This window comes from Propionivibrio sp. (genome assembly GCF_017995515.1).
Classification (GTDB): Bacteria; Pseudomonadota; Gammaproteobacteria; order Burkholderiales; family Rhodocyclaceae; genus Propionivibrio.
Map to the genome: position 1 here is coordinate 1 of NZ_JAGOIT010000027.1, position 25907 is coordinate 25907.

The window sequence follows — 25907 nt, forward strand, 5'->3', positions numbered from 1 at the left end:
CGAGGTTGGCGATCACCTCGTTGGCGTTCATGTTGGTCGACGTGCCGGCGCCGCCCTGGATGAAGTCGGTGATGAACTGGTCGCGCATCTCGCCGGCGATCAGCCGGTCGCACGCCGCGATGATCGCCTCGGCGACACGCGCGTCGAGCACGCCCAGGTCGCGGTTGGCCATCGCCGCCGCCTTCTTCACATAGCCGAAGGCCATCACGAAATACGGCTCGCTCGACATCGGCGTGCCGGTGATATGGAAGTTGTCCTTGCCGCGCTGCGTCTGGACCCCGTAATAAGCATCGGCCGGAATCTGTTTCTCGCCGAGGAAATCCTTTTCGATTCGGTAGTTCGTACTCATCGTGCACTCCTGCAATCGGGTGGCGGCGGATTCCGCATGATCGGTCGAACCGGAATACAGCCGTGCCGCAACTGAGCGGCGGGGTTCTTGAAGCATGGAGTGTGCCAGCCGATGAGTTGGCTAGGTAATTGATTTTGTGCGTGAATTTGAGGTTGTGTCGGCGACCGTTCGGATTACCGAATAGGGGCTGCAAAACGCGTTCGGAAAACCGAACGCCGGTCGGGGCTGGGCATTGGAGCCGGAGCAGCCGCTGAGTGGACTGTCGGTTAAACGTGGTCTGTCCCCGATTTTTGCCCGATTTTTGTCCCCGATTTTTTCCGATTTTCTTCCCGATTTTCGATTCCGATTTTCCGATTCTATTTTCCGCGGCTATCGATACGTGCGTGTTCGAGTCAAGCGTCGGACGTCTCCTGTGGCGTCTGCCCCAAACGTCCGCAGCGATAGTCGCTTAGCGCCTGATAGATTTCCTTCTGCGTGTTCATCACGAACGCGCCGTATTGCGCGATCGGCTCGTTGAGCGGTCGTCCGGCAAGCAACAGAACCCTTGCGTCACCAGCGGCCTCGATCACTACGCCATCTGATCCGGGATCGTTGGCGAGAATTCCCATGTGTTGCGCCGGCACTTCCCGGTCGGCGATCGTCACGCTGCCGCGATAAACGAAGATGAAGGCGTTGTGGTCCTTGGGCAAGGCTTGCTCGAAGCGCGCTCCGGCGGGTAGTTGCAAATCGAGCACGAGCGGCGCCGTTGCTTCACGCGCGACCGCCGCTTTGACGCCGTGGCTCTCGCCGGCGATTACGGTGACCCGTACACCGGTGGATGTCGTGAAGCGAATCAGGTCCTCGGGCTCGAAATCGCAGGATTTTGCGGCCGCCATCTTGTCGGTGCCGGGGACGTTGAGCCAGAACTGAAAGCCCTCCATCGCGCCGTCTTCCTGCTGCGGGATTTCGGTGTGGATCACGCCACAGCCGGCTGTCAGCCATTGCAGGCCGCCCGGCTCGAGAGTGCTCTGCCGGCCGGCATGATCGCGGAATCGCATGCGCCCCGCGATCATGTAAGTCACGACTTCATGTCCGCAGTGGGGATGATCTGCAATTTCCTCACGGCATCCGTCCTGAGCGTCCCGGCCAAAGGCATCGAACATCAGGAACGGGTCGAGACGGCGTTGCAGGCATTGGGTCAACACCCGCTTGAGCTTGACCCCGGTGCTGCTGCAAGAACACCGCCCGGCAACCAGTTGCTCGAGATTTCGCGTCTGGCTGACCGGGACGTAGTGAAGGGACGAAGTCATCGTGGTGTTCAAAGTGGATACGCAGGTTGAAGAAGGCGCCCCTGGCCGTTACCCGATAACGGGTAACGGCCAGGGGCATTCACTCAGGAGTTCTTAGGATAGCTGTTCGGATAGAACTCGTTGAGTTTCTTGGTCGTACTGCCTTGAGTGACCACGAGATCACCGGTGCGCTTGGCTTCAGCCAGCTCGGCGAGCACTTGTTCGCGGGTCAGGCTCGCAGTGGCGGCCTTGGCCGGATAGCTGTTCGGATAGAACTCGTTGAGTTTCTTGGTCGTACTGCCTTGAGTGACCACGAGTTCGCCGGTGCGCTTGGCTTCGGCCAGTTCAGCCAATACCTGTGCGCGGGTCAAACCGGGCGCTGCAGCCTTGGCTGGGTAGAGATTGGGATGGAGTTCGTTGAGCATCTTGCCGGTACGACCGTCCATGATGTCTCCGGTGCGCTGCGCTTCGACCAGTTCGGCCAGTACTTGCGCGCGAGTGACCGGGGTGGCGGGTTGTGCGGCAAAGGCGCTACCGGCGGAGAGGGCAGCCAGGGCGAGAGCGACGCTGGAGAGAAGTTTGGTGTTCATGATGTGCTTCCTTATTCAGAGGGTTCAGTTAAAAAAGTCGTTGGGCGAGCGAAGGAGACCGGGGGACTGACTTCGCTACGTTGAGGCGCTTGGTTGTTTGCGTCTCAGCGATGGACGCACTTTATTGTTGTTCTGATATCGCCGGAAGCCATCAAAACGGATAACATCATTCCGCCTATGGAACAATTAAATCCAAACGATCTGTTGATATACGCCCGGGTCGCGGAAGCGGGCAGCTTCAGTCGAGCGGCCGAACGACTCGGTTTGCCCAAGTCGACCGTCTCGCGACGTGTCGCACACCTTGAGGAGTTGCTTGGGGAGCGGCTTATGGTGCGTTCCACCCGGCGTTCGACCTTTACCGAATTCGGCCTGCAGCTACTCGAACATGCGCGGCTGGTGGCCGACGAGGTTGATTCCGTCACGGCCCTGAGCGCGCATCGGCAGGTGCAACCGACCGGTCGTCTGCGCGTCTCGATGCCAAGTGAAGTCGCCGTCCTGTTCCTGCAGGACATGCTGGCCGCGTTCCTGGCGTTGCACCCGGCCGTTTCGCTGGAACTGGACCTGTCTGCGCGCCGCGTGGACCTGCTGGCCGAAGGTTTCGATATCGCCTTGCGCTTCGGGGATCTGCCGGATGACGCCCAACTCGCTGCCCGCCGTCTGGCCGAGATTCCCAATGGTCTTTACGCGGCCGCCTCTTACCTGAGCGAATACGGCGAGCCGGTCACGCCCGACGACCTGGAGGCGCACAAGGCCGTACTCATGCTGGGGCGCAACTATGAGCCGCTCGAATGGACGCTGACCAAGGGAGCGCAGCGTTGGGAGGGTGCGCCGACTTCCAACTTTTCGGCCAATTCAATGGGGCTTCTGGTACGCATGGCGGTCAATGGCTCCGGCATCGTCGCCGCGCCGGATCGTTTTGCGGAGCCCCATGTTCGTGCCGGTGTGCTTCGACGTGTTCTGCCGGACTGGGGTGTGCCGTCGGCGACGGCGTGGGCCGTGTTTGTCGGGCGCCGCCTCATGCCGAGCAAGACACGCGCGTTCATCGACATGTTGCAGCACGCGCTGAACGATGACACTAACGGTCCGTGGATGGCGCCATGAAGCCGCCCGCCGAGGCGATTATTCTGGGAGGCGGACATGCCCGTTACCCCTTCGGAATCGACCGGTACTCCGACGGCGAACAGTTGTGCACCCGTCGGAAGCAGCGTGAGAAGTAGAGCGGGTCGTCGAAGCCGAGTTCGGCGGCAATGACCTTGATCGGGTGACTGGTCGAGTCGAGCAGGTAACCGGCGCGCTGCATTTTCAGTCGGACGAAGTAGTCGAGCACGGCGAAGCCGGTTTTCTTCTTGAACACGGCGGCGAAGTGCGAGGGCGACATCTTGGTCTGCTCGGCGAGGTCGGCGACGCGGATCTGTCCGTCGAGGTTCTGTTCCATGAGGCTCAGCGTGCGCTCGACGCGTGCGGCGACGCTGGTGCCGCTGCCATCGGGTCGTGCCGCGCTGAGCGCCAGTCGGGCGACCAGGCGGCCAAGCGAGAGCGAGGCGTCGAGCAGGATCGTCGAGGCGTAGCCGCGCGATAACTGCGAGATGATCGCCTCGTAGAGCGGCGGCAGCGCCGGGTCGAAACCGGGTGTGAACAGCGGGCGGGCGACGTCGACGCCGAGCATCTGCGCGACGCGGCCGGTTTTCGCACCGGCCATGTGCACCCAGTAGATCGTCCATGAATTGTCGTCCTTGGCGCCGTATGCGTGCGCTTCGCCGGAGGGAATGGCGATCGCCTGCCCCGGCTGCACGCGCCAACTCACGCCGCCCATCTCAAGCCAGCCCTCGCCTTGCAGGCAGTGGATCAGCACCAGTTGTGGCGTGCCTTCCGGCCGTTCGACGTAATGCCATTGCGCCTGCGGGTAGAAGCCGGCGTCGCTCGGCAACAGCGACAGGATCGGGTCGTCGTCGAGCCACGCGGCGACGACGGGGCGCGGCAGCACAGCGGAACGCTGGCCGGGGAAGCCTTCGCGGATGTGATGCGCGTTGTCGGTATCGGCGCTGTTCATGCGTCGTCTCCAAAATAATCAGAGGATCGTCCATGACAAGGATCGTCCAAGCCATTTTACACAGTCAATCGCAGGCAGATGATGGGCGCACATTTTCAATGCATCGCACTGGAGACAATTTTGCCCACACTGCAGCTTCCGCCTGCGCCCGCAGCCCTCGCCGGACCGGTCAAGGCCTGGCAAAGCCCGCTCAGTATCCCGAACTGGGAGCCGCTGCCCGGCGAGCGCAATCCGATGTTTCTCGAAAAGCGCGTCTACCAGGGATCCTCCGGGCGCGTCTATCCGTTGCCCTTCATTGACCGCATCGCCGATGCGCCGGTCGACCGCGCCTGGCAGGCGATCCATCTGGAGAATGAATATCTGCGCGTGCTGATCCTGCCCGAACTCGGCGGACGCATTCACATGGCCGTCGACAAGACGAACGGCTACGACTTCGTCTATCGGCAGGACGTGATCAAGCCGGCGCTGGTCGGCCTTGCCGGGCCGTGGCTCTCCGGCGGCATCGAATTCAACTGGCCGCAGCACCATCGCCCCGGCACCTATCTGCCGGTTGAAGCGACGATAGAAAACGACGACGACGGTTCCTGTACCGTCTGGCTGAGCGCCATCGATCCCCTGAGCCGCATGAAGGGCATGCACGGCGTTTGCCTGCGGCCGGGCAAGTCGTGCATCGAACTGCGCGTGCGCCTGCACAACCCGACGCCGGTGACGCAGACCTTCCTCTGGTGGGCCAACGTCGCCACCGAGGTGAACGAGGCTTACCAGAGCTTTTTCCCGGAAGACGTGCACTACGTCGCCGACCACGCCAAGCGCGCGATCAGCTCCTTCCCGCTCTGCGCCGACAAGTACTACGGCGCCGACTACGCCGGCCGCGCGCAGCACGGCGTTGCCGAGCACGAACAACCGCGCCAGTTCCGCCCGGACGGCACGTATTGTTCCTATTCGGCGAACGACCTCGCGTGGTTCGCCAATATCCCGGTGCCGACGAGCTACATGTGCCTCGGTACCGAGGCCGATTTCTTCGGTGGCTACGACCACAAGGCAAAAGCGGGGATCGTCCATGTCGCCAACCACCACATTGCGCCGGGCAAGAAGCAATGGTGCTGGGGCAACCACGAGTTCGGCTACGCCTGGGATCGACACTTGACCGAACCGGACGTCAATGGCGTCTACCGGCCGTACATCGAGCTGATGGCCGGCGTATACACCGACAACCAGCCCGACTTCGCCTTCCTCAATCCGGGTGAGACGCGCGTTTTCAGCCAGTACTGGTACCCGATTCGCGACATCGGGCCGGCCTGCCAGGCCAATGCCGATGCGGCGGTCAGCCTCGCCGTCTCGGACGAGAAGCTGAGAGTCGGCGTCGCTACGACCTCGCGCCTGAGCGATGCGCGCATCGTGCTCGCCCGCCACAACGAAGTCCTCGCCGACTGGACGGCGACGATCGCTCCGGATCAGCCCTTCTTGGCCGAACAGCCTCTGGCCGCACCGGTCGAGCGCAAGGATCTCACCCTGCGCGTCGAGACGGCGGACGGCCGCGAGGTGATCGCTTACCGCAGCTTCGCCGAGCAGAACACGCATGTCCCGCAATCGGCCACCGAGCCGCCGCCGCCATCGGCTATCGCGAGCGCCGACGAGCTGTTCATCACCGGCCTGCACATCGACCAGTACCGCCACGCGACACGTGCGGCCGATGCCTACTGGCGCGAGGCGTTGCGCCGCGACCCGCTCGACGCGCGCTGCAACAACGCGCTCGGCTTCTGGCATCTCCGGCGCGGCGAGTGGACGAGCGCCGAGGCCTGTTTCCTGCGCGCCATCGAGCGCCTGACGCTGCGCAACCCGAATCCGGCCGACGGCGAGGCGCTCTACAACCTCGGCGTCTGCCTGCGCTACCTCGGGCGCGATGATGATGCCTACGACCGCTTCTACAAGGCGACCTGGAACGGTGCCTGGCGCGCCGCCGCCTACTTCGCGCTCGCCGAGATCGACGCCGGCCGCAGCGACTGGGCGCGTGCGCTCGAACACGCGGAGCGCTCGTTGCGCCACGACACCGACCACCTGAACGCACGCAACCTCAAGGCGCTGGTTTTGCGGCAACTGGGCCGGAAAGACGAAGCCGCCGCCCTGATCGCCGAAACACTGCGCCTCGATCCGCTCGACGGCGGTGCGCGATGGCTCGCCGGACAAGCGCTTGCCTGTGAATTTGCCTGCGACACCCAGACACGCATCGATCTTGCGATCGGTCGCGCGCGGGCGGGCCAGTACGACGACGCCATCGCGCTCTTGCGTGACGCGCTGAACGCAGCCGACCCCGGCACGCGACCGCTGCTCCATTACTACCTCGCCGCGTACAGCGAGCGCTGCGGCCAACTCGAGTTGGCCGCCGATTACCGCGCCCGTGCCGCGACCGAGCCACGCGACTACTGCTTCCCGTCGCGCCTCGAAGATCTGCTGGTGCTCGAGGAAGCCATCGCGCACGCGCCGAACGACGCCGCCGCCCACTACTACCTCGGCAACCTCCTCTACGACAAGCGCCGCCACGCCGACGCGATCGCGCACTGGGAAGCCTCGGTCGCGCTCGATCCAAAGCATCCGACCGCCTGGCGCAATCTCGGCATCGGCCGCTTCAACATCCTCGGTGATGCTGCCGGCGCGCGCAAGGCGTACGAACGCGCTTTTGCGCTCGATCAGACCGACGCCCGTGTGCTCTATGAGCGCGACCAGTTATGGAAGCGTATCGGCGTCGCGCCGCAGGAACGCTTGGCCGAACTTGAACGCCACCCGGAGTTGGTCGCCACACGCGACGACCTCTGCGTCGAACTCTCCGCGCTCTGCAACCACGCAGACCAGCCCGAGCGCGCGCTGCAACTCCTGCTTGAACGCCGCTTCCAGCCGTGGGAAGGCGGCGAAGGCCAGGCGCTCGGTCAGTACGTGCGGACCCGTCTCTCGCTCGGCCGCCGTGCGCTCGATGCCGGGCAGGCCGATGGCGCCGTCGTGCAGTTCTCTTCCGCGCTCAACCCGCCGGCCAGCCTCGGCGAAGCGCGCCATCTGCTCGCCAATCCGAGCGATATCCTCTACTGGCTCGGTGTTGCCCACGCCGCGACGGGCAACCAGGAACGGGCGCATGCCGCGTGGGAAACCGCCGCCTCGTTCCGTGGCGACTTCCAGCTGATGAGCGTGCGAGCCTATTCCGAACTCAGCTACTTCTCGGCCAAGGCGCTCGCAGCGCTCGGGCGTCAAGACGAAGCACAGACGATGTTCAGCGCGATCCTCGCCTACGCCGAAGCACAGCACGCTGAGCCTGCGAAGATCGACTACTTCGCCACCTCGTTGCCGACCATGCTGCTATTCGAGGATGACCTGCAGAAGCGGCAAATGGCCGGCGCCGGGCTGATCAAGGCCCAGGCGCTCTACGGCCTCGGTTCGATTGCGGCCGCCGGCGACGCACTCGCCGAAGTGCTCGAACTCGATCCGAACAACGCGATAGCGATCGATCTGGCCAAGGAATTGAGGGCTGTGCCGTCAGTGAAAGACATAATTCCGAACGGGGAGCCGTTGTCAGCGCGCGCGGCCGTCGGGCGGGAGCGGGAAGTTGTGGGGGGCTGAATCGACAGCACTCTCTGACCCAGGCGCGTCGCCCCGAATCAGTGGTGACATCGGCGGTTGCGCGCGAACGAGCAGGCAGTTCCGATAAATCGAAAAGGAGGTAGTCACATGAAATTCGCTACGAAGCTGTTGGCAACAATGGGCGCCGTCATGACGCTGGCCGCACCGATGGCGCACGCCGCCGACGAAATCAAGATCGGCTTTCTCGTCAAGCAGGCCGAAGAGCCGTGGTTCCAGGACGAATGGAAGTTCGCCGAGCAGGCCGGTAAGGAGAAGGGCTTCAAGGTCGTCAAGATCGGTACGCCGTCCGGCGACAAGCTCTTGTCGGCCATCGACAACCTCGCCGCGCAGCACGCGCAAGGCTTCATCGTCTGCGTGCCCGACGTCAAGCTCGGCCAAGCCATTGTCGCCAAGGCCAAGCAGCACAACCTGAAAATGATGACCGTCGACGACCGTCTGGTTGACGGCGCCGGCAAGCCGATCGAAGCGGTTCCGCACATGGGTATCTCCGCCTACAAGATCGGTCAGCAAGTCGGCCAGATGATGGTCGACGAAATCAAAAAGCGCGGCTGGGACATGAACGAAGTCGGCGCCATCAAGATCGCCTACGACCAGTTGCCGACCGCCAAGGAACGCAACGACGGCACGCTCGACTCGCTGACCAAGGCCGGCTTCCCCGCCGCCAACGTGCTCAACAGCCCGCAGGCCAAGACCGACACCGAAGCCGCCTTCAATGCGGCGAACGTGACGATCACCAAGAACCCGAAGTTCAAGAAGTGGATCGCTTTCGGTCTCAACGACGAAGCCGCGCTCGGCTCCGTGCGCGCACTCGAAGGCAAGGGCTTCAAGGCTGATAGCGTGATCTCGGTGGGCATCGGCGGCAGCGCCTCGGCCCTGAACGAGTTTGCCAAGTCCGAAGCGACCGGACTCTTCGGCACCGTGCTGATCAGCCCGAAGCGCCACGGCTACGAAACGGCGATGAACATGTACGAGTGGATCAAGAACGACAAGGCACCGGAAGGCCTGATCCTGACCAGCGGCTTCAGCGCGACGCGGGCGAACATCAAGGAAGTGCGTGTCGAAGCCGGGCTTGAGTAACCTGTTATTGACAATCGTCAAAGTGACTGACAACCCATCCACCGTTCGTGGTGAGCCTGTCGAACCATGAACAGGCGCACCGTGCGGAAGTCTCGCCCTTCGACAAGCTCAGGGCGAACGGCGGTGGAGCGCTGTCAGTCACATTCATGGCTGTGCGCCCGGCGACCCTGCCGGGCTCCCAGCGGAGGTAACACCCCATGACCAGTCTTCTGGCGTTCGAATCGATCGGGAAAACCTTCCCCGGCGTGCGGGCGCTTTCCGATGTCAGCTTCACCGTCAAGGCCGGGCGCGTGCATGGCCTGCTCGGCGAGAATGGCGCCGGCAAATCGACGCTGCTCAAGATCCTCGGCGGCGAGTATTTCCCGGACGAAGGCCGCATCCTGATCGACGGCCAGCCGAAGAGCTTTCGCGGCAGTGCAGATTCGATCGGTTCCGGCATTGCCATCATCCACCAGGAGTTGCAGTACGTCCCGGAGCTTTCGGTGTGCGAGAACATCCTGATCGGCCGCCTGCCCAACCGTTTCGGTTTCGTGCGCCACCGCGCGGCGCGCGAGTGGGTGAAGCAGCAGCTCGAACACTTGGGCGTCGACCTCGATCCGGACGCTCGTCTTCGCCACCTCTCGATTGGCCAGCGCCAGATGGTCGAGATCTGCAAGGCGATTCTGCGCAACGCGCGCATCATCGCGCTCGACGAGCCGACGAGCAGCCTCTCGCACAGCGAGGTCGATACGCTTTTCCGGCTGGTCAAGGATCTGCGTGCGCAGGGCACCGGCATGATCTACATCTCGCACCGGCTCGACGAGATCTTCGAGCTGTGCGACGACTGCTCGATCCTGCGCGACGGCTGCAAGGTTGCAGAATTCAACGGCATGCAGGGCGTCACCAAGGAGGCGTTGGTTGCGCGCATGGTCGGTCGTGAGATCCGCGACATCTGGGGCTACCGCCCGCGTGCGGTAGGCCCGACGCGTCTCGAAGTGCGCGAACTCGAAGGCCACGGGCTGAAGGCGCCAGCGAGCTTCAAGGTCGCGGCGGGCGAGATCGTCGGCTTCTTCGGCCTCGTCGGCTCCGGGCGCAGCGAGCTGATGCGTCTCATCTACGGTGCCGAACAACGCCGCGCCGGCGAACTGCTGATCGACGGCCAGCGGCTCGCGAGCGACGACATCCCGTCGGCAATCCGTTCCGGCATCGCACTCTGCCCGGAAGACCGCAAGGAGGAAGGCATCATCGCCTACCGCTCGGTCGCCGAGAACATCAACATCAGCTGCCGCCGCCACTATCGCCGCCTCGGCCTCTTTACCAACGACGGCAAGGAGGCGGAGAACGCACGGCAATACATCGACCGCCTGAAGATCCGCACGCCGAGCGCGCGCCAGGAAATCCGCCTGCTCTCCGGCGGCAACCAGCAGAAGGCCGTGCTCGCGCGCTGGCTGGCCGAGCAGAACATGCGCGTCCTGATCGTCGACGAGCCGACGCGCGGCATCGACGTCGGCGCCAAGCACGAGATCTACTCGGTGCTCTACGAACTCGCCGAGCGCGGCATGGCGATCGTCATGGTCTCCAGCGAACTGCCCGAGGTCATGGGCGTCGCCGACCGTATCCTGGTCATGCGCCAGGGCCGGCTGGTCGGTGAGGTGGCGCGGGACGAGGCGAGCGAAGCCCGCATTCTGGAACTCGCGCTGCCGGTCGATTCACGCATCGAAGCCGCCTGAGCGAACATCACATCAAGAGGGAATCCAACATGAACACAAACGCCAGCGTTGCCGCCGATCGTTCCGAGGCAACCCCTCCGGCGAGGGCAAGCGGCCAGGCGGCGATGTCGCCGCTGCGCATATTCCTCGAGGAGTGGAGCCTCATCCTCATCTTCATCGTCCTCTTCGCCGTCCTCTCGGTGAGCGTCGAGTACTTCTTCTCGATCCAGAATCTAGTTGGTCTCGCGCTCTCGGTCTCGCAGATCGGCATGGTCGCGTGCACCATGATGTTCTGCCTCGCCTGCCGCGACTTCGACCTCTCCGTCGGCTCGATCGTCGCCTTCTCCGGCCTGCTCTGCGCCACCGTGATCAGCGGCTCGGGCAGCATCGCGCTCGGTATCGGCGCGAGTCTCGTCGCCGGCGCCTTCATCGGCGCGGTGAACGGCGTGATCATCGCCAAGGTCAAGATCAACGCGCTGATCACCACGCTGGCCATGATGGAGATCGTGCGCGGACTGGGCTTCATCGTCTCCGGCGGGCAGGCCATCGGCATCTCAAACGAAGCCTTCTTCGCGCTTGGCAACACCATGCTGCTCGGCATCCCGGTGCCGGTGCTCGTCACCGTCGTCTGCTTCGTCGTCTTCGGTGTCGCACTCAACAAGACGACCTACGGCCGCAACATCCTGGCCATCGGCGGCAACCCGGACGCGGCGCGGCTGGCCGGCGTCAACGTCACGCGCTCGCGCATCCTCGTCTTCCTCTTCCAGGGGCTGATCTGCGCGCTGGCCGGCGTCATCCTCGCGTCGCGCATCACCAGCGGCCAGCCGAACGCGGCGATGGGCTTCGAGTTGAACGTCATGTCGGCCTGCGTGCTCGGCGGCGTCTCGCTCGCCGGCGGCCGCGCAACGATCAGCGGCGTCATCGTCGGCGTGTTGATCATGGGCACCGTCGAGAACGCGATGAACCTGCTCAACATCGACGCCTTCTACCAATACCTCGTGCGCGGCATGATCCTGCTCGCCGCGGTGACCGTCGATCAGCTGAAGAACCGGAACAGCGGACGCTGACCAGCGGGAGTTCCTTGAAAGTGCCGAAGCCTTCGTCACCCCGGCGTATGCGACCGGAGGAAGTGCAGGGCCCGGGGTCCAGCTCGTCGAACTTCATGGATTCCGGCTTTCGCCGGAATGACGAGTTGGGGCGGCCGTGATCACACTCGAAAGCACCGCCGGTCTCGGCATCACTGTTCTTCCTTATGGCGCGACCTGGGCCTCATGCCGCGTGCCGATGGGCGACGGGACGACGCGCGAAGTGCTCCTCGGCTGCCCGGACGAAACCGCTTATCGGACGCACAGCACCTACCTCGGCGCGACGATCGGGCGCTTCGCCAACCGGCTGCGCAACGCTCGCTTGCACATCGACGGTGCGGACTACGCGCTCGACGCGAACGACGGCCGCCACTGCCTGCACGGCGGGCAAAATGGATTCGGCCGGCGCGAGTGGGCGATCGAAGAACTGGCAGCGAGTCGCGTGCGGTTGTCCATCGCATCACCAGACGGCGACGGCGGCTTTCCCGGGCAGATGACTGCCGAGGCGATTTACAGCGTTGCCGGCGACGATCTGTCGGTGACGATCGAGTATCTGGCGGCAGTCGATCGGCCGTGCCCGGTCAGCCTGACCAATCATGCCTATTTCAATCTCGACGGCGACGGCGTGGACGCGCGGCGTCATACCCTGAGGCTGAACAGTGATCGCTTCCTGCCGATCGACGCCGACGGTTTGCCGCTTGGAATGATCGAGAATGTGCGCGCTTCGCCTTTCGATTTCACGACGCCGGCCGCGCTCGACTGCGCGCCGGAATCGCATCCGCAACTCCAGCTCAATCGCGGCTACAACCACGCCTTTCTGCTCGATTCGCGCTGCCGTGACCTCGCGATTCCGGCCGCCGAACTGGTTTCGAGCGATGGGCGGCTGGCGCTGCAAATGTTCACTTCGCTGCCCGCGCTGCAGCTCTACGGCGGCAACTACATCGCCGGGACGTCCGCACGGGCGGGTGGAAGCTACGCCGACTACGCGGGGGTCGCGCTTGAAGCCGAATTCCCGCCCGATAGCCCGCATTATCCGGAATGGCCGGAAACCGACTGCATCCTGCGCCCGGGCAGCGTCTATCGGCAGCGCATCCGCTACCGCTTCGTCGTGCGCTGTTAACACCGTTCGCCCTGCGCTTGTCGAAGGGCCGGTGCGCCTGTTCATGCCCTTCGGTTGGCTCAGGACAGGATTCGACGGGCTCACCACGAACGAGACTGGGGCATCGGTCACTTTTTATGCCGGGAACAACCCGCTCATCGGCTCGCCGCGCCGCGACTCGGCCATCAGATCGGCGACAGCGTCGCGCCAGGCGAGGTAGTGCGCCGTCGTCTTGTGAGCGGCAGCGTCATCAGCCGTCGTGTAGGCTTCGTAAAGGATGAAGCGCGCCGGGTCGTCGGGCGATTGCAGGACGTCGAAGCGCCGGTTGCCGGGTTCGCGGATCGAGGCTTCGTGATTGGCGTGCGTGGCGGCGATGAAGGCGTCGATGGCTTCCGGCTTGACGCGGACGTGGACGAGCGTGATGTGCATGGCGGTGATCTCCCTTGTGTTGTTGCGTAATCGCGTATTGCCCCAGTCAGCCTCACCGTCCCGTCGAACCTGCCGGCGCGGCGCGCAGGTATTGCTTCGGCCAGCTTGCCGGCTGTCCCAGTTCGCGCGCCGCTGCGAGCGGCCAATAGGGATTGCGCAGCAGCTCGCGGCCGAGCAGCACCATGTCGGCCTGTCCCGAGCGCACGATGTGGTCGGCCTGCGCTGGTGACGTGATCATGCCGACCGCCGCGACGGGCAGGTCGGCTTCGTGTCGCACGCGTTCGGCGAATTCGGTCTGGAAGCCGGGGCCGACCGGGATTTTCGCCGTCGGCAGCAACCCGGCGGTCGAGACGTCGACGAGGTCGATGCCCAACTCCTTGAGGCTGCGGCACAGCGCCACGGTCTCTTCGATGTTCCAGCCGCCTTCCACCCAGTCGGTGGCCGAAAGGCGGATGAGCAACGGCAGCCGCTCCGGCCATTCGGCGCGCACGGTTCGCGCCACTTCGCGCACGAGCCGGGTGCGGTTTTCGAAGCTGCCGCCCCACTCGTCGGTCCGCTGATTGCTGAGCGGCGAGAGGAACTGGTGCAGCAGGTAACCGTGCGCCGCGTGGATCTCGACGATCGGGAAGCCTGCGTCGCGAGCGCGCCGGGCGGCCGCGGCAAACTGGTCGATGACGGCGCGGATGCCGGCTTCGTCGAGTGCCTGCGGAACGTCGTAGCCGGGGCCGAAGGAGAGCGCCGATGGCGCCACGGTCGCCCAGCCGCCCTCGTCGGCGCGCAGCGACCGCTGTTCCTGCCAGCCGAGGCTGATACCGGCCTTGCGTCCGGCGTGGGCGAGCTGCACGGCGGCGACGGTGCCGTGCTCGCCGGCGAAGCGCGCGATGCGCGCCAGCGGTTCGATCTGCCCGTCGTTCCACAGGCCAAGGTCGCCGGGGCTGATCCGCCCTTCCGCCGTTACCGCCGTGGCCTCGACGATCATCAGTCCGGCGCCGCCGGTCGCGCGCGTGCCGTAGTGGACGAAATGCCAGTCGGCCGCGACGCCGTCGTGCGCCGAGTATTGGCACATCGGCGGCAGGCCGATGCGGTTGGGCAATACGATGTCGCGAAGCTTGAGGGAGTCGAAGAGATGGGCCATGTCATGTTCCTGCGCGGTTGATCGGAGTTGTCGCCGGCGACGGAGGCATTCCGGCGGGCGGCCAGACCGAAGCGTAGCGCTCCGGGCGCTCGTCCGCCAGCCCGAGCCCGGTCGGGCCGCCGTTCGTGCGTGCTAGAATCGCGCCCCTGTGAAAACAAGGACTTGATCGGATTGTGAGATGGCGACCATGAGCAAAGAGCCTGGCGAGAAGGCGCATACCGTGGGCGAGGTTGGCGAAGAGCGCGGCAACCCGCACGGTCACATCCGCAGCTTCGTCCTGCGCCAGGGCCGCGTCTCGAACGCGCAGCAGCGCTATTACGACGAAATGATGGAGCAGATCGGCGTCCCCTACGTTGCCGCACCGCACGACCTCGGCACCGTCTTCGGGCGCAGCTCGGCGGCCGCGCCGAAGATCCTCGAAATCGGTTTCGGCATGGGCGAAACGTCGGCCGCGATCGCCGCCGCCAATCCGCAGAACGACTACCTCGGCATCGAGGTGCACACGCCGGGCGTCGGCAGCCTGTGCAAGCTGATTGCCGAAATGGGGCTGACCAACCAGCGCATCGTCCAGCACGACGCCGTGGAAGTGCTGCGCGACATGATTCAGCCGGACGCGCTCGACGGCGTACACATTTTCTTCCCCGACCCGTGGCCGAAGGCGCGCCATCACAAGCGGCGCCTGATCCAGCCACCGCTCATCGCTTTGCTCGCCAGTCGACTCAAACCCGGCGGCTACATCCACTGCGCGACCGACTGGGAAAACTACGCCGAGCAGATGCTTGAAGTCCTTTCGACCGAGTCGACGCTGGAAAACACCGCGGATGGTTTTGCCCCGCGCCCCGACTACCGCCCGCTGACCAAGTTCGAGCAGCGCGGTATCCGCCTCGGACATGGCGTCTGGGATGTGATCTTCCGCAAGAAGGCGGCCGGCTGAGCTTTACTCCAGGCGGAAGACGACCGGCAGGATCAGCTCGCGCGACGTGACGCCGGTCAGCGAGCCCATCGCGTAGGCGGCGCGGATCGCCGCGTTGTCGAGGAGGGCGTGGCCGCTGCTGGCGGCGATCCCGACGTCGTCGACCGCGCCGTTTTCCGCAAGCTTGATGATCAGGCGAACTTCGCCCTCGATGTTCCGGGCGATCGCTTCCGGCGGATAGAATTGCTGCTCCGACAATTTCCGCTGCGCGATTTGAAGGTCGCGCTTCTGCGCGTTCTTGGGCGTCGTCTTCGCTTCCGCCTTGCGCGCCGGTTCGACGGGTTTGGGTGGTGGCGGAGGCAGTGGTTCGATTTCCTTCGGCGCGACTTCCTCGTCGAGCGTGTTCTTCAGGAGCGTTTCCGCGCGCGGCGGCTCCGGCAGGGGCGACAGGCGCAGCACGGCCTGCAGCGGCGGTCTGGGCGGCGCGGCGGGAAGGCGCTTGAGGTAGTCCGGCAGGAGCGCTGCGCCGTGGACGGCGAGCGAAAGCGCAAAGGCGAGAGTCAGGCGGCGCGGCATCGGTCGCGTATTGTGCAACAAAAGCTGGCGTAACATCGCTCCTGATGCGATCTGGCTGGAGATGACAGTGGTAAGGTTTTCGATGCGGGGATTCATTCGGTACGGCGTGGCGGTCGGTGTCGGTCTCTTTTTCGCGGCCGGTGCGGCACTGGCCGACCTGCCCGACCCGATCGCCTTCAGCTGGGCCGTCGAGTCGAACAATGTGAAGAAGGTGACGGCCTGGCTTGATGAGGGTCTGGACCCCGACTTCATGACCAAGCCGCTGGGAACCGGCCTGATGATCGCGGCGTGGAACGGCAACATCCCGATGATGGAGCTCTTCGTCGCGCGCGGCGCGAACCCGCGGCGCGCCAACGAGAACGGTGAGCAGCCCTTGCAGCTCGCCGCATGGAACGGCCGTATCGACGCCGTTAAATGGCTGCTCGAGCACGGCGCCGTGCTCAACCGCGAAGGCAACAACTGGAGCGCGCTGCACTACGCGGTGTTCAACGGCCACAATGCGCTCGCCAACTACCTGCTCGAACGCGGCGCCGACGTGAATGCGCGCTCGCCCAACCGCTCGACGCCCTTGATGCTGGCGGCGCGCGAGAACCGCGAAGAGCTGACCAAGGTGCTGCTCGAAGCCGGCGCCGACACCAAGGCGATGAACGACTGGGGCGACACGCCGCTGACGATGGCCATGCGTTACGAGCACTTCCGGCTCGGCAAGATGATCTCGTCGCCGGAGGAGTTCGCCATCGCCGTCAAGGCGCCGAAGGAGAGTTTTGGCGAGCCGCAGCGCTCGGCGTCGGCGCCGACCGAGATCGAGGAGCTGCTGCGCAAGATCCGTGAAGCCGAGGCCGAAGGGCGGCCGAGCGAGGATCTGCACAAGCAACTGCTCGCCGCGGTCAACGCTTTCCGGCGCAATGCGATGGCCGTGCGCAATGCGAATTCACGCCAGGCGATGCCCTTGCCGTATCAGCCGAAGTCGATCGTGATCACCGCCAAGCGCGGCAATCCGGCGGCCGAACGCGCGCAGGTCGTCGCCAGTCAATCGCCCGGCAAGGCGCAGGCCAAGGCGGCGGGCGGAAAGAGTCTGCCCTCGATCACGATTACGCCGGTCAACCAGCAGCGCCAGGTGCAGGCGCAGATCGCCGAGACGATGCGCCAGATTCGCCTCGCCGAAGCGCAGGGACAACCGGCCGATGACTTGCGGCGCAAGCTGTCAGAACTTGTCGATTCGGTGAAGTGAGGTCCTTCAGCCGCGCTCGGACATGAAGCGTTCGATCAGGCGGTTGAGGAAGCGCTGGCCGTGGAGCGTCGGCGCGATGCGCTGCGGCTGACGTTCGATCAGCCCCTGCTGCTCGGCGCGACGCAGTTCGTTCTCGATCGTGATCAGCGGCAGCGAGGTGCGCATCGCGAAGAGATCCGGTTCGAAGCCCTGATTGAGGCGCAGCGCGTTCATCATGAACTCGAACGGCAGGTCGCCAGCTTCGACCGCAAACTCTTCCTGCACCGGCGCGGCCTTGGCGATCTGCGCCAGATACTGCTTCGGCTGCTTCCAGCGCATCTGGCGCCGGACTTCCCAGCGCTGGCCGTCGTGCAGCGTCAGCTTGCCGTGCGCGCCGGCGCCGATGCCGAGGTAGTCGCCGAAGGTCCAGTAGTTGAGGTTGTGCCGGCATTGCCGGCCCGGGTGGGCGAAGGCCGAAGTTTCGTAGTGCGTGAAGCCGGCCGCGGCGAGCCTCGCCTCAATCGCCTCCTGCATGTCGGCGCAGACGTCCGATTCGGGCAGTTCGGGCGGACGCGCGGCGAACGCGGTGTTCGGTTCGAGCGTCAGCTGGTAGCACGAGAGGTGCGTTGGCGAGAAGGCGAGCGCCGTGTCGACGTCGTGCAACGCCTCGTCCAATGTCTGCCCGGGCAGGCCATACATCAGGTCGAGGTTGAAGTTGTCGAAGTGCGCGGCGGCGATCTCGATCGCGCGGCGCGCTTCGTCGCCGTCGTGGATGCGGCCGAGCGCCTTCAAGTGCGCCGGGTTGAAGCTCTGGATGCCGAGCGAGAGGCGATTGACGCCGGCGGCGCGAAAGGCGGCGAACTTGGCGGCCTCGACCGTGCCGGGGTTGGCTTCGAGCGTGACTTCGGCGTCGGGCAGGAGCGGCAGGCGCGTGCGGATCGCCGTCAGCAGCTGGTCGAGGCCTTCGCCGGAGAGCAGGCTCGGCGTGCCGCCGCCGAAGAAGACGCTCGACACCTTGCGTCCCCAGACCAGCGGCAGCGCCGATTCGAGGTCGGCGATCAGCGCGGCGACGTACTCGGCCTCGGGAATCCCGCCGCGCGCTTCGTGCGAGTTGAAGTCGCAATACGGACATTTCTGCACGCACCACGGGATGTGTACATAGAGAGCGAGCGGCAGCGCCTGGCGAAATTCGAGCTCGCCGCTGACCGTAGCCGCCCTGCCGTGCGGGACGATAGGGATGATGCGTGCCGGGCGCGGGGTGTCGCTGTCGCTCATCAAACGCGGGCTTTGAGCCGTTCGATCAGGTGCTGCAGCGCGAGGCCGCGGTGCGAGCGGCGGTTCTTCTCGGCGGCGTCGAGTTCGGCCGCGGTGACGCCGAGGTCGGGCAGCAGGAAGTACGGGTCGTAGCCAAAGCCGCCGTCGCCGCGCGGCGTGTCGACAATCTCGCCGTGCCATTCGCCTTCGACGACGATCGGCTGCGGGTCGTCGGCGTGACGCACGAAAACCAGGACGCAGACGTAATGCGCACGCCGGTCGGCCTTGTCGGCGAGGTCGGCGATCAGCTTCTGGTTGTTGCGCTGGTCCGACTTCGGCTCGCCGGCATAGCGCGCGGAGTAAACGCCGGGCGCGCCGCCCAGCGTATGCACGCACAGGCCGGAATCGTCGGCCATCGCCGGCAGGTCGGTGCAGCGCGCGGCGTGGCGCGCCTTCTCCAGCGCGTTCTCGACGAAGGTGTGATGCGGCTCCTCGCATTCGGGAACGCCGAGTTCCTTCTGTGCGACGGTCTCCCAGCCGAGCGGCGCGAGCAGCGCACCGAATTCGCGCAGTTTGCCCGGATTGTTCGAGGCGACGACCAGTTTCATGCGGACAGCGCCTCTTTCTGCTTGGCGACGAGGTCGCGGATGCCGGCTTCGGCGAGGTCGATCAGCTGGTTCATCTGCGCGCGCGTGAAAGGCTCGCCTTCGGCGGTGCCCTGGATTTCGACGATGCCGCCGCTGCCGGTCATGATCACGTTCATGTCGGTGTCGCAATCCGAATCTTCCGGATAGTCGAGGTCGGCGACCGGTTCGCCCTTGTAGATGCCGACCGAGAGGGCGGCGACGTGGTCGCGTACCGGGTTGGCGGTCAGCTTGCCGGCCGCGACGAGCTTCTCGCAGGCATCGTAGAGCGCGACCCAGGCGCCGGTGATGGACGCGCAGCGCGTGCCGCCGTCGGCCTGCAGGACGTCGCAGTCGAGCGTGATCTGGCGCTCGCCGAGCGCCTTGAGGTCGGTGACCGCGCGCAGGGAGCGGCCGATCAGGCGCTGGATCTCCTGCGTCCGGCCGCTCTGCTTGCCCTTGGCCGCCTCGCGCGCGCTGCGCGTATGCGTCGAGCGCGGCAACATGCCGTATTCGGCCGTCACCCAGCCCTGGCCACGGCCGCGCAGGAAGGACGGCAGCGATTCCTCGACGCTCGCCGTGCACAGCACGCGCGTGTCGCCCATTTCGATGAGCACCGAACCTTCGGCGTGGCGGGTGAAGTTGCGGGTAATGCGGATCGTGCGCAGCTCCGAGGGCTGGCGTTGGCTGGGGCGCATGGGGATTCCTATTTCGAGAATTTCTGGATGGTGGAACGGATTTCTTCGATGGCGCGTTCGATCTCGTCTTCGCTCAACTCCGTCTTGTACTTCGGATTGCGGCCGAAGGCATCGAGCCTGGTCGTCACCGTGTCGCGCGCCATCGTTTGCGTCGAGATGACGCTGGACAGGCCGGAGGTGGCGTCAACGTAGCTGTCCTCCCAGCGCACGGCGACAATCGAGAGATTGTCGGCATTCGGGCCACCGTTGCTGTCGGCGAAGTTCAGCAGCTTGGGCGCCGCCTGGATCAGGTTCTCCTGTTGCAACCCCGCGATCAGGGTTTCTTCGGGGACGACGCCCCACAGGCCGTCGGTGCACAGCGCCAGCACGTCGCCGGCTTCAAGCGGCGTCTTGCGCGAGAACTCGATGTCCGGCGGCTGGTAGCCGCCGAGGCAGCTGTAGATCTTGTTACGCTCGGGATGCGTCGCCGCCTGCGCTTCGGTGATGATGCCCTGATCGATCAGCAATTGCACCCGGGAGTGGTCGCGCGTGCGCGTGGCGACCCGTCCGCCGCGGATCAGATAGAGGCGCGAATCGCCGGCGTGCGCCCAGTACGCCACGTTGTTCTGGATCAGGCAGGCGACACAGGTCGTGCGCGGCGAGTCACGCAGGCTGTGCGCCTCGGTGAAATCGGCGATGGCGTGGTGCGCGTTGGAGAGCGACTTCTGCAGGAACATGAAGGGGTCGCGGAGTTCCGGCGTCGCTTCGCGCTGGAACGATTCGGCCAGCGTCTGCACGGCGATCTGCGCCGCGACTTCGCCGTAGTAGTGCCCGCCCATGCCGTCGGCGATGACCATCAACAAGGCGTCGCGCGAATAGCAATGGGCCAGCCGGTCTTCGTTATTCGCGCGTTTGCCGATCCGGCTTTCCTGATAGATGGTGAATTTCATTTGGCGTCACTCTTTCTCTTGAACCGCCCGACCATCTGGTCAAGCCAGTTTTTCTGCGGGGCTTCGGGTTTGGCCACTTTTTCGGTCAGCGCCTTCTGCAGCGCGAAGACGCTTTGCGGACGGTACATGTGGTTCAGGCACAGGCACCAGTCGATCGTTTCGAGCAGTTGGTCCGAGTACAGCCCTTCCCAACGCACCATGGCGGGAATCAGCCGGTCCTTCTCGACGCGGCTATCGGCGGCCTGCGGCGCGGCGCCGGCGATGGTCGCGTACATCGACGCACCGACGCTGTAGATGTCGCTCCACGGGCCGAGCAACTCGCGCTGGGTGTAGTGTTCCGGCGAGGCGAAGCCCGGCGTGTACATCGGCTTGAGCATCGGCGTATCGCTGGCAAGCGTTTGCCGCGCGGCGCCGAAGTCGATCAGCACCGGCGTGTAGTCGTTGCGCATGTAGATGTTCGACGGCTTCAGATCGAGGTGCAGCAGCTTGTGCGAATGCACTTCGCGCAAACCGTTGAGCAGCTTGGTGAACACGTTGCGCAGGAAGTTCTCGGTGACGACGGCGCGATTCTTCTGGATGAATTCCTGCAGCGTCCTGCCCTGCTCGTACTCCATGACCATGTAGACCGTGTCGTTCGAACGGAAGAAATTCAGCACGCGGATCACGTTCGGGTGCGAGAGCTTGGCCAGCGCGCGCCCTTCCTCGAAGAAGCATTTCATGCCGTAGCGGAAGGCCGGCATGTGTTCGTCCGAGATCACCGGCTTGACTTCACCCTCGCCGCGCAGGGCCAGACTGTTGGGCAGATATTCCTTGATGGCGACGAAACGCTTGCTCGCGTCGCAGGCCAGATAGACGATCGAAAACCCGCCCAGGGAGAGTTGATGCTCAATGCGGTATTCATCGAGTTGGTAGCCGGGAGGCAGAGCGTGGTTTGCTTGTTGCGCCATCGATATCGAAGCTATCATGTGGTTTTTCCGGCCATTTTCGGGCTTTGGCGGAGGTGTGTAAAGCCGAGTCCCGTCACCCATCGATTTATCGGAACCTCCATGATTTACAGCATGACCGGCTATGCCGCGAGAACCCTTGACGTCGAACGCGGCGCCCTGCACATCGAGCTGAAGAGCGTCAATTCACGTTATCTCGACTTCCAGTTCAGGATTTGCGAGGAACTGCGCGTCGTCGAACCTGCGTTGCGCGAACTCTTCAGCGCGCGTCTCACGCGCGGCAAGCTTGAGTGCCGGCTGGGTTTTGCCGCAGCCACCTCGCGCGCGCAGCCGCAGACGATCAATTCCGATCTGCTCGAGCGCTTGAAGGCCTTCGAGGATCAGGTGCTCGGCGAACTGCCGCAAGCCGCGCCGCTCAGCGTCGCCGAAGTACTGCGCTGGCCGGGCATGTTCGGCGACGACTCGCTCGACATCGAAGCGCTCGTGCCCTCCTGCCTCGCGCTGGCCAAGGATGCGCTCGCCGATTTCAGCGAGAGCCGTGCGCGCGAAGGCGCCAAGCTCGCCGCCGTCATTCTCGAGCGTGTCGAGCGCATGCGCGAACTGGTGCGCGAAGTCGCGCCGCGCATTCCCGCCGCGCAGCAAGCCTTCCAGGACAAGTTGAAGCAGCGTCTCGTCGACGCCATCGGTTCAGCTGACGACGAGCGCATCCGCCAGGAAGTCGCCGTCTTCGCCGTGCGCATCGACGTTGCGGAAGAACTGGCGCGGCTATCCACGCACCTCGATGAAGTCGAACGCGTCCTGAAGGCCGGCGGCGCCAGCGGCAAGCGCCTCGATTTCCTGATGCAGGAACTCAATCGCGAAGCCAATACGCTTGGCTCGAAGTCGGTCGTGACCGAGGTTTCGCAGACGGCGATGGAGCTCAAACTGCTGATCGAGCAGATGCGCGAGCAGATCCAGAACCTGGAATAACGAGTACGCCGAGTGCGCTGCCGGCAGTGTCTGTCGCCGCGCGTACTCAGTAGTGGCCGGCCTGTGGTGTCAGCGCGACGACGAGCCGCATGGCGAGGACGCACAGTGTTGCAGCGAACAGTCGTCCGAGCGGAATGTCGCCACCTTCGATGATGTCTTGCATGTTTGCCTCCGGTACGGCGCAAAACACAGCGCTCGCTGATCGCCGCGTCGGTGCGAAAAGTCGCGAACGCGCGTTTATTTCGTGATCGCCTGATTGCGCCCGGAGAAGCGGTCGGCCATTCGCAAGGCGGCTTCGCTGAACTCGCCGAGCGGCTTTTCCGCGCAGTAGCGATCGACAAAATTCTGCACCGTGCCGGTAGATATCGCGGATACCTGTTGCGACTGGTTGGCGTAGTTGTGCCCGGTCAACACGCCGCGGATCCAGGCGAGATGGCTGTTGCGCAGTTCCGCGTCATCCTTTGATTGCATCCACGCGCGGCAGGACATGTCGTCGAAGCCGACGATCTTCAACGGAGCCGCGGTTGCGGAGATGGAAAGCAGCAGCAAGGCGAACAGCATCCCGAAGCGCGCTGAAACGTATTTCGACATCAACTCCTCCTGCGTCCTGATCGCGTGGCAATGAACCGATTTTCGCCCGATTGACTCCCATCGTCTAGGTGAGATTCTTCGCAGGTACAATTTCGCCTCGCTTTCATCTCTTTCAGGTCAATGCACATGACAGGTCATCTATATATCGTGGCAGCGCCGTCGGGCGCGGGAAAGACCACGCTCGTCCGCATGCTTCTCGAGAACGATCCGCTTATCCGCTTGTCCATTTCGACGACGACGCGCAGTCCGCGGCCGGGCGAGGTCGACGGGCGCGAGTACTGTTTTGTCGATGTGCCGACCTTTCTGGAGCGCGTCAATCAGGGCGAGTTCCTCGAATGGGCGGAAGTTCACGGAAATTACTACGGCACTTCAAAGCGATGGATCGAGGCGGAAATGACGGTCGGGCGGGATGTATTGCTTGAAATTGACTGGCAGGGGGCGCAGCAGGTGAGGAAGGTTTTTCCGGATGCGATCGGCATTTTCATCCTGCCGCCGTCGACGGAAGCGCTGAAGGCGAGATTGTCAGGCCGCGGGACCGATTCGGCCGAGACGATCGCGCGCCGGATCGCCGCGGCGCAAGACGAGATGCGGCATGCCGACGAATTCGACTATGTTATTATCAACGACGATTTGCAGCAGGCACTGGACAACCTGAGGTCGGTCGTCAGCGCCTCGCGGCTTCAATATCAAACCCAGCGTCAGCGCCATCCCGCGCTGTTCGCGAAACTCCTCTGATTTTCAGGAAGAAACCATGGCACGAGTGACCGTAGACGATTGCATGCACACCATTCCCAACCGTTTCCAGATGACCTTGGCGGCGACCTACCGCGCCCGCCAGATCGCTGCGGGCGCGTCGCCGATGGTCGAGGCCGATCGTGACAAGCCGACGGTCATCGCCCTGCGCGAGATGGCACAGGGCATGTACGGTCTGGAAGTTCTCAATCGCGGTCAGGCCTGACCGTTAGCGGCAGGCTGTTTGGTGCGCGACCGTGAATCAGGACGCCGAAACCCCGCAACAAGCCAACGGTTCCGCCGCGCAACCGACGTCCAGCCCCACTGTTTATCAGTTTGAAGATCCGGCCTACCGGGTCTTCGTCGATACCCTGAGCTATCTGCCTCAGGAAGACATTGACCAGATCCTCGAAGCGTACTGCTTCAGCGAACAGGCCCATCGCGGCCAGACCCGCCTCTCCGGCGAACCCTATATCACGCACCCCCTCGCCGTAGCCGGCGCACTCGCCGAATGGCGCATGGATGCGCAGGCCATCGTCGCAGCCCTTCTCCACGATGTGATGGAAGATACGGCGGTCACCAAGTCGGAGATCGCCGACCGCTTCGGCAAGGAGGTCGCCGAACTCGTCGACGGCCTGTCCAAGCTCGATCGCCTCGAATTCCAGTCCTACCAGGACGCGCAGGCGGAGAATTTCCGCAAGATGCTGATGGCAATGGCGCGCGATCTGCGCATCGTGCTCATCAAGCTCGCCGACCGTCGCCACAATCTGGAGACGATGGCGCAGGTGCGGCCGGATAAACGTAAGCGCATCGCCAGGGAGACGCTCGAGATCTACGTGCCGATCGCCACGCGGTTGGGCTTGAGCAACATCTCGCGGCATCTGCAGGATCTTTCCTTCAAGCACATCCACCCGATGCGTTTCCGCGTGCTGACGCGGGCCTTGCGTACCGTCCGTGGCAACCGCCGGGAACTGCTCTCGAAGATCCTCGACGGCATACGCAGCAAGCTGCAGGAGGCGAACATCGAAGCCGGTGTGTTCGGGCGCGAGAAGAGCCTGTACTCGATCTACCACAAGATGCTAGACAAGCATCTCAGCTTCTCGCAGGTGCTGGATATCTACGGCTTCAGGGTGATCGTCAAGGATGTGCCGAGTTGCTATCTGGCGCTGGGCGCGCTGCACTCGCGCTACAAGCCGGTGCCGGGGAAGTTCAAGGACTACATCGCAATCCCGAAGGGTAACGGCTACCAGTCGCTGCATACGACGCTGATCGGCCCTTACGGCACGCCGATCGAGATCCAGATCCGCACGCAAAGCATGCATCACCTGGCCGAGGAGGGTATCGCTTCGCACTGGCTGTACAAGGACAGCGAGGAGAGCGGCGCCGACCTGCAGGTCAAGATGCACAAATGGCTGCAGTCGCTGCTCGAACTGCAGAGCACGACGAAGGATTCGTCCGAGTTTCTCGAGCACGTCAAGGTCGATCTGTTTCCCGACGAGGTCTATGTCTTCACGCCCAAAGGGAAGATTCTGGCGCTGCCTCGCGGCGCGACGGTCATCGACTTCGCCTACGCCGTGCATACCGACATCGGCCATCGCTGCGTGGCGGCGCGGATCGACCATGAACTGATCCCGCTCTCTGCCGAGCTGGCGAACGGCAATCAGGTCGAGATCATCACGGCGCCCAACGCCAACCCGAACCCGGCGTGGCTGAACTACGTCAAGACCGGACGGGCGCGCAGCAAGATCCGCCAGTTCCTCAAGGCGTTGCAGCAGGACGGGTCGAGCTCGCTTGGCGAAAACATGCTCAATCAGGAGTTGCAGGTACGCGGCGTCGTGCCGTCCGAGATTCCCGCGGAGGTCTGGGAGCGCGTCATTTCGGAGGCTGGCAAGAAGTCCAAGCGCGAGATCTACGCCGACATCGGCCTGGGGCGTAGCCTGGCCGCCGTTTTTGCCCAGCGTCTGGCGGCGCATGAAGAAGTCCAGCAAACCGAATCGACGGTCTCGAAGCCGTTGATCATTCGCGGCACCGAAGGCATGGCGATCCAGCTGGCGTCGTGCTGCGGGCCGAT

At 64.3% G+C, this 25907-nt stretch carries 25 protein-coding genes; 12 read left to right on the plus strand and 13 right to left on the minus strand.

Annotation, left to right across the window (positions count from 1 at the left end; genetic code table 11):
- The 3 genes from KBA32_RS06290 to KBA32_RS06300 form a co-directional block, all read right to left on the minus strand.
- A partial coding sequence (locus KBA32_RS06290) for a lyase family protein (RefSeq protein WP_294356605.1) occupies positions 1 to 349 on the minus strand: 349 nt, incomplete at its 3' end.
- A 392-nt stretch (positions 350 to 741) separates the two neighbouring features.
- Positions 742 to 1638, minus strand: a complete 897-nt coding sequence (locus KBA32_RS06295) for a pirin family protein (RefSeq protein WP_294356662.1) — start codon at positions 1636 to 1638, stop codon at positions 742 to 744.
- An 83-nt stretch (positions 1639 to 1721) separates the two neighbouring features.
- On the minus strand, positions 1722 to 2207 hold the full coding sequence (locus KBA32_RS06300; RefSeq protein WP_294356606.1) for a DUF4148 domain-containing protein: 486 nt from the start codon (positions 2205 to 2207) through the stop codon (positions 1722 to 1724).
- 177 nt (positions 2208 to 2384) lie between these two features.
- Between KBA32_RS06300 and KBA32_RS06305 the strand changes: the two genes are divergently transcribed.
- Complete coding sequence (locus KBA32_RS06305; RefSeq protein WP_294356664.1) at positions 2385 to 3308, plus strand: LysR family transcriptional regulator; 924 nt, start codon at positions 2385 to 2387, stop codon at positions 3306 to 3308.
- Between the two features lie 43 nt (positions 3309 to 3351).
- On the opposite strand, the gene KBA32_RS06310 is transcribed toward KBA32_RS06305, so the two are convergent.
- Positions 3352 to 4257, minus strand: coding sequence for a helix-turn-helix domain-containing protein (locus KBA32_RS06310; RefSeq protein WP_294356607.1), 906 nt, complete (start codon positions 4255 to 4257; stop codon positions 3352 to 3354).
- Positions 4258 to 4377: 120 nt separating this feature from the next.
- Between KBA32_RS06310 and KBA32_RS06315 the strand changes: the two genes are divergently transcribed.
- The 5 genes from KBA32_RS06315 (at position 4378) to KBA32_RS06335 (ending at position 12854) form a co-directional block, all read left to right on the plus strand.
- Positions 4378 to 7863: a DUF5107 domain-containing protein gene (locus KBA32_RS06315; protein ID WP_294356608.1), complete on the plus strand. Its 3486-nt coding sequence runs from the start codon at positions 4378 to 4380 to the stop codon at positions 7861 to 7863.
- Positions 7864 to 7971: 108 nt separating this feature from the next.
- The gene (locus tag KBA32_RS06320; RefSeq protein WP_294356610.1) at positions 7972 to 8961 is read left to right on the plus strand and encodes an arabinose ABC transporter substrate-binding protein; all 990 of its coding nucleotides are present in this window, start codon (positions 7972 to 7974) and stop codon (positions 8959 to 8961) included.
- A gap of 197 nt (positions 8962 to 9158) precedes the next feature.
- Positions 9159 to 10670 carry an L-arabinose ABC transporter ATP-binding protein AraG gene (gene araG / locus KBA32_RS06325; protein ID WP_294356611.1) on the plus strand — a complete coding sequence of 504 codons (1512 nt, stop codon included), beginning with the start codon at positions 9159 to 9161 and terminating at the stop codon, positions 10668 to 10670.
- Between the two features lie 29 nt (positions 10671 to 10699).
- Positions 10700 to 11716, plus strand: a complete 1017-nt coding sequence (gene araH, locus KBA32_RS06330) for an L-arabinose ABC transporter permease AraH (RefSeq protein ID WP_294356613.1) — start codon at positions 10700 to 10702, stop codon at positions 11714 to 11716.
- Positions 11717 to 11852: 136 nt separating this feature from the next.
- Positions 11853 to 12854, plus strand: coding sequence for a galactose-1-epimerase (locus KBA32_RS06335; protein ID WP_294356615.1), 1002 nt, complete (start codon positions 11853 to 11855; stop codon positions 12852 to 12854).
- A gap of 114 nt (positions 12855 to 12968) precedes the next feature.
- Here KBA32_RS06335 and KBA32_RS06340 read toward each other — a convergent pair whose 3' ends face one another.
- Both KBA32_RS06340 and KBA32_RS06345 read right to left on the minus strand, forming a co-directional pair.
- Positions 12969 to 13262: an antibiotic biosynthesis monooxygenase gene (locus KBA32_RS06340; RefSeq protein WP_294356617.1), complete on the minus strand. Its 294-nt coding sequence runs from the start codon at positions 13260 to 13262 to the stop codon at positions 12969 to 12971.
- A gap of 52 nt (positions 13263 to 13314) precedes the next feature.
- Positions 13315 to 14397, minus strand: coding sequence for an NADH:flavin oxidoreductase/NADH oxidase (locus tag KBA32_RS06345; RefSeq protein ID WP_294356619.1), 1083 nt, complete (start codon positions 14395 to 14397; stop codon positions 13315 to 13317).
- Positions 14398 to 14584: 187 nt separating this feature from the next.
- Between KBA32_RS06345 and trmB the strand changes: the two genes are divergently transcribed.
- Positions 14585 to 15331, plus strand: a complete 747-nt coding sequence (gene trmB / locus KBA32_RS06350; RefSeq protein ID WP_294356621.1) for a tRNA (guanosine(46)-N7)-methyltransferase TrmB — start codon at positions 14585 to 14587, stop codon at positions 15329 to 15331.
- Positions 15332 to 15334: 3 nt separating this feature from the next.
- On the opposite strand, the gene KBA32_RS06355 is transcribed toward trmB, so the two are convergent.
- Entirely contained in the window at positions 15335 to 15922 is a 588-nt protein-coding gene (locus KBA32_RS06355) for an energy transducer TonB (protein WP_294356623.1), read from the minus strand.
- Between the two features lie 46 nt (positions 15923 to 15968).
- On the opposite strand from KBA32_RS06355, the gene KBA32_RS06360 reads away from it, so the two are divergent.
- Entirely contained in the window at positions 15969 to 17117 is a 1149-nt protein-coding gene (locus tag KBA32_RS06360) for an ankyrin repeat domain-containing protein (RefSeq protein ID WP_294356625.1), read from the plus strand.
- Between the two features lie 6 nt (positions 17118 to 17123).
- Here the strand turns inward: KBA32_RS06360 and hemW are convergent, their stop codons facing one another.
- From hemW to KBA32_RS06385, 5 genes are read right to left on the minus strand one after another with little or no spacing between them, the layout of a single operon-like run.
- A complete protein-coding gene (hemW, locus tag KBA32_RS06365) occupies positions 17124 to 18371 on the minus strand; it encodes a radical SAM family heme chaperone HemW (RefSeq protein WP_294356627.1) in 1248 nt (415 codons plus the stop codon).
- Positions 18371 to 18958, minus strand: a complete 588-nt coding sequence (gene rdgB, locus KBA32_RS06370) for an RdgB/HAM1 family non-canonical purine NTP pyrophosphatase (protein ID WP_294356629.1) — start codon at positions 18956 to 18958, stop codon at positions 18371 to 18373. The genes hemW and rdgB overlap by 1 nt, the downstream gene beginning before the upstream one ends.
- Positions 18955 to 19671 carry a ribonuclease PH gene (gene rph, locus KBA32_RS06375; RefSeq protein WP_294356631.1) on the minus strand — a complete coding sequence of 239 codons (717 nt, stop codon included), beginning with the start codon at positions 19669 to 19671 and terminating at the stop codon, positions 18955 to 18957. Before rph ends, rdgB begins: the two co-directional genes overlap by 4 nt.
- An 8-nt stretch (positions 19672 to 19679) precedes the next feature.
- Complete coding sequence (locus KBA32_RS06380; protein WP_294356632.1) at positions 19680 to 20600, minus strand: PP2C family serine/threonine-protein phosphatase; 921 nt, start codon at positions 20598 to 20600, stop codon at positions 19680 to 19682.
- Positions 20597 to 21547, minus strand: coding sequence for a serine/threonine-protein kinase (locus KBA32_RS06385; RefSeq protein ID WP_294356666.1), 951 nt, complete (start codon positions 21545 to 21547; stop codon positions 20597 to 20599). The genes KBA32_RS06380 and KBA32_RS06385 overlap by 4 nt, the downstream gene beginning before the upstream one ends.
- 99 nt (positions 21548 to 21646) lie before the next feature.
- On the opposite strand from KBA32_RS06385, the gene KBA32_RS06390 reads away from it, so the two are divergent.
- Entirely contained in the window at positions 21647 to 22513 is an 867-nt protein-coding gene (locus KBA32_RS06390) for a YicC/YloC family endoribonuclease (RefSeq protein WP_294356634.1), read from the plus strand.
- A gap of 237 nt (positions 22514 to 22750) precedes the next feature.
- Here the strand turns inward: KBA32_RS06390 and KBA32_RS06395 are convergent, their stop codons facing one another.
- A complete protein-coding gene (locus KBA32_RS06395) occupies positions 22751 to 23104 on the minus strand; it encodes a hypothetical protein (RefSeq protein ID WP_294356635.1) in 354 nt (117 codons plus the stop codon).
- Between the two features lie 126 nt (positions 23105 to 23230).
- Here KBA32_RS06395 and gmk point away from each other — a divergent pair, with 126 nt between their 5' ends.
- The 3 genes from gmk to KBA32_RS06410 all read left to right on the plus strand — a co-directional run.
- Positions 23231 to 23839 (plus strand): guanylate kinase, encoded by a 609-nt coding sequence (gene gmk / locus KBA32_RS06400; protein WP_294356637.1) that lies wholly within the window; start codon positions 23231 to 23233, stop codon positions 23837 to 23839.
- 16 nt (positions 23840 to 23855) lie between these two features.
- Complete coding sequence (gene rpoZ / locus KBA32_RS06405; RefSeq protein WP_294356638.1) at positions 23856 to 24062, plus strand: DNA-directed RNA polymerase subunit omega; 207 nt, start codon at positions 23856 to 23858, stop codon at positions 24060 to 24062.
- Between the two features lie 31 nt (positions 24063 to 24093).
- Positions 24094 to 25907 (plus strand): bifunctional (p)ppGpp synthetase/guanosine-3',5'-bis(diphosphate) 3'-pyrophosphohydrolase (locus KBA32_RS06410; RefSeq protein WP_294356640.1); only part of this gene is annotated, 1814 nt, incomplete at its 3' end.

Bases quoted from the DNA above. Each gene is read 5' to 3' on its own strand.
- KBA32_RS06295 (WP_294356662.1), bottom strand. From the start codon at position 1,638: ATGACTTCGTCCCTTCACTACGTCCCGGTCAGCCAGACGCGAAATCTC.
- KBA32_RS06300 (WP_294356606.1), bottom strand. From the start codon at position 2,207: ATGAACACCAAACTTCTCTCCAGCGTCGCTCTCGCCCTGGCTGCCCTC.
- KBA32_RS06305 (WP_294356664.1), top strand. From the start codon at position 2,385: ATGGAACAATTAAATCCAAACGATCTGTTGATATACGCCCGGGTCGCG.
- KBA32_RS06310 (WP_294356607.1), bottom strand. From the start codon at position 4,257: ATGAACAGCGCCGATACCGACAACGCGCATCACATCCGCGAAGGCTTC.
- KBA32_RS06320 (WP_294356610.1), top strand. From the start codon at position 7,972: ATGAAATTCGCTACGAAGCTGTTGGCAACAATGGGCGCCGTCATGACG.
- araG (WP_294356611.1), top strand. From the start codon at position 9,159: ATGACCAGTCTTCTGGCGTTCGAATCGATCGGGAAAACCTTCCCCGGC.
- araH (WP_294356613.1), top strand. From the start codon at position 10,700: ATGAACACAAACGCCAGCGTTGCCGCCGATCGTTCCGAGGCAACCCCT.
- KBA32_RS06340 (WP_294356617.1), bottom strand. From the start codon at position 13,262: ATGCACATCACGCTCGTCCACGTCCGCGTCAAGCCGGAAGCCATCGAC.
- KBA32_RS06345 (WP_294356619.1), bottom strand. From the start codon at position 14,397: ATGGCCCATCTCTTCGACTCCCTCAAGCTTCGCGACATCGTATTGCCC.
- trmB (WP_294356621.1), top strand. From the start codon at position 14,585: ATGAGCAAAGAGCCTGGCGAGAAGGCGCATACCGTGGGCGAGGTTGGC.
- KBA32_RS06355 (WP_294356623.1), bottom strand. From the start codon at position 15,922: ATGTTACGCCAGCTTTTGTTGCACAATACGCGACCGATGCCGCGCCGC.
- KBA32_RS06360 (WP_294356625.1), top strand. From the start codon at position 15,969: ATGCGGGGATTCATTCGGTACGGCGTGGCGGTCGGTGTCGGTCTCTTT.
- hemW (WP_294356627.1), bottom strand. From the start codon at position 18,371: ATGAGCGACAGCGACACCCCGCGCCCGGCACGCATCATCCCTATCGTC.
- rdgB (WP_294356629.1), bottom strand. From the start codon at position 18,958: ATGAAACTGGTCGTCGCCTCGAACAATCCGGGCAAACTGCGCGAATTC.
- rph (WP_294356631.1), bottom strand. From the start codon at position 19,671: ATGCGCCCCAGCCAACGCCAGCCCTCGGAGCTGCGCACGATCCGCATT.
- KBA32_RS06380 (WP_294356632.1), bottom strand. From the start codon at position 20,600: ATGAAATTCACCATCTATCAGGAAAGCCGGATCGGCAAACGCGCGAAT.
- KBA32_RS06385 (WP_294356666.1), bottom strand. From the start codon at position 21,547: ATGGCGCAACAAGCAAACCACGCTCTGCCTCCCGGCTACCAACTCGAT.
- KBA32_RS06390 (WP_294356634.1), top strand. From the start codon at position 21,647: ATGATTTACAGCATGACCGGCTATGCCGCGAGAACCCTTGACGTCGAA.
- KBA32_RS06395 (WP_294356635.1), bottom strand. From the start codon at position 23,104: ATGTCGAAATACGTTTCAGCGCGCTTCGGGATGCTGTTCGCCTTGCTG.
- gmk (WP_294356637.1), top strand. From the start codon at position 23,231: ATGACAGGTCATCTATATATCGTGGCAGCGCCGTCGGGCGCGGGAAAG.
- rpoZ (WP_294356638.1), top strand. From the start codon at position 23,856: ATGGCACGAGTGACCGTAGACGATTGCATGCACACCATTCCCAACCGT.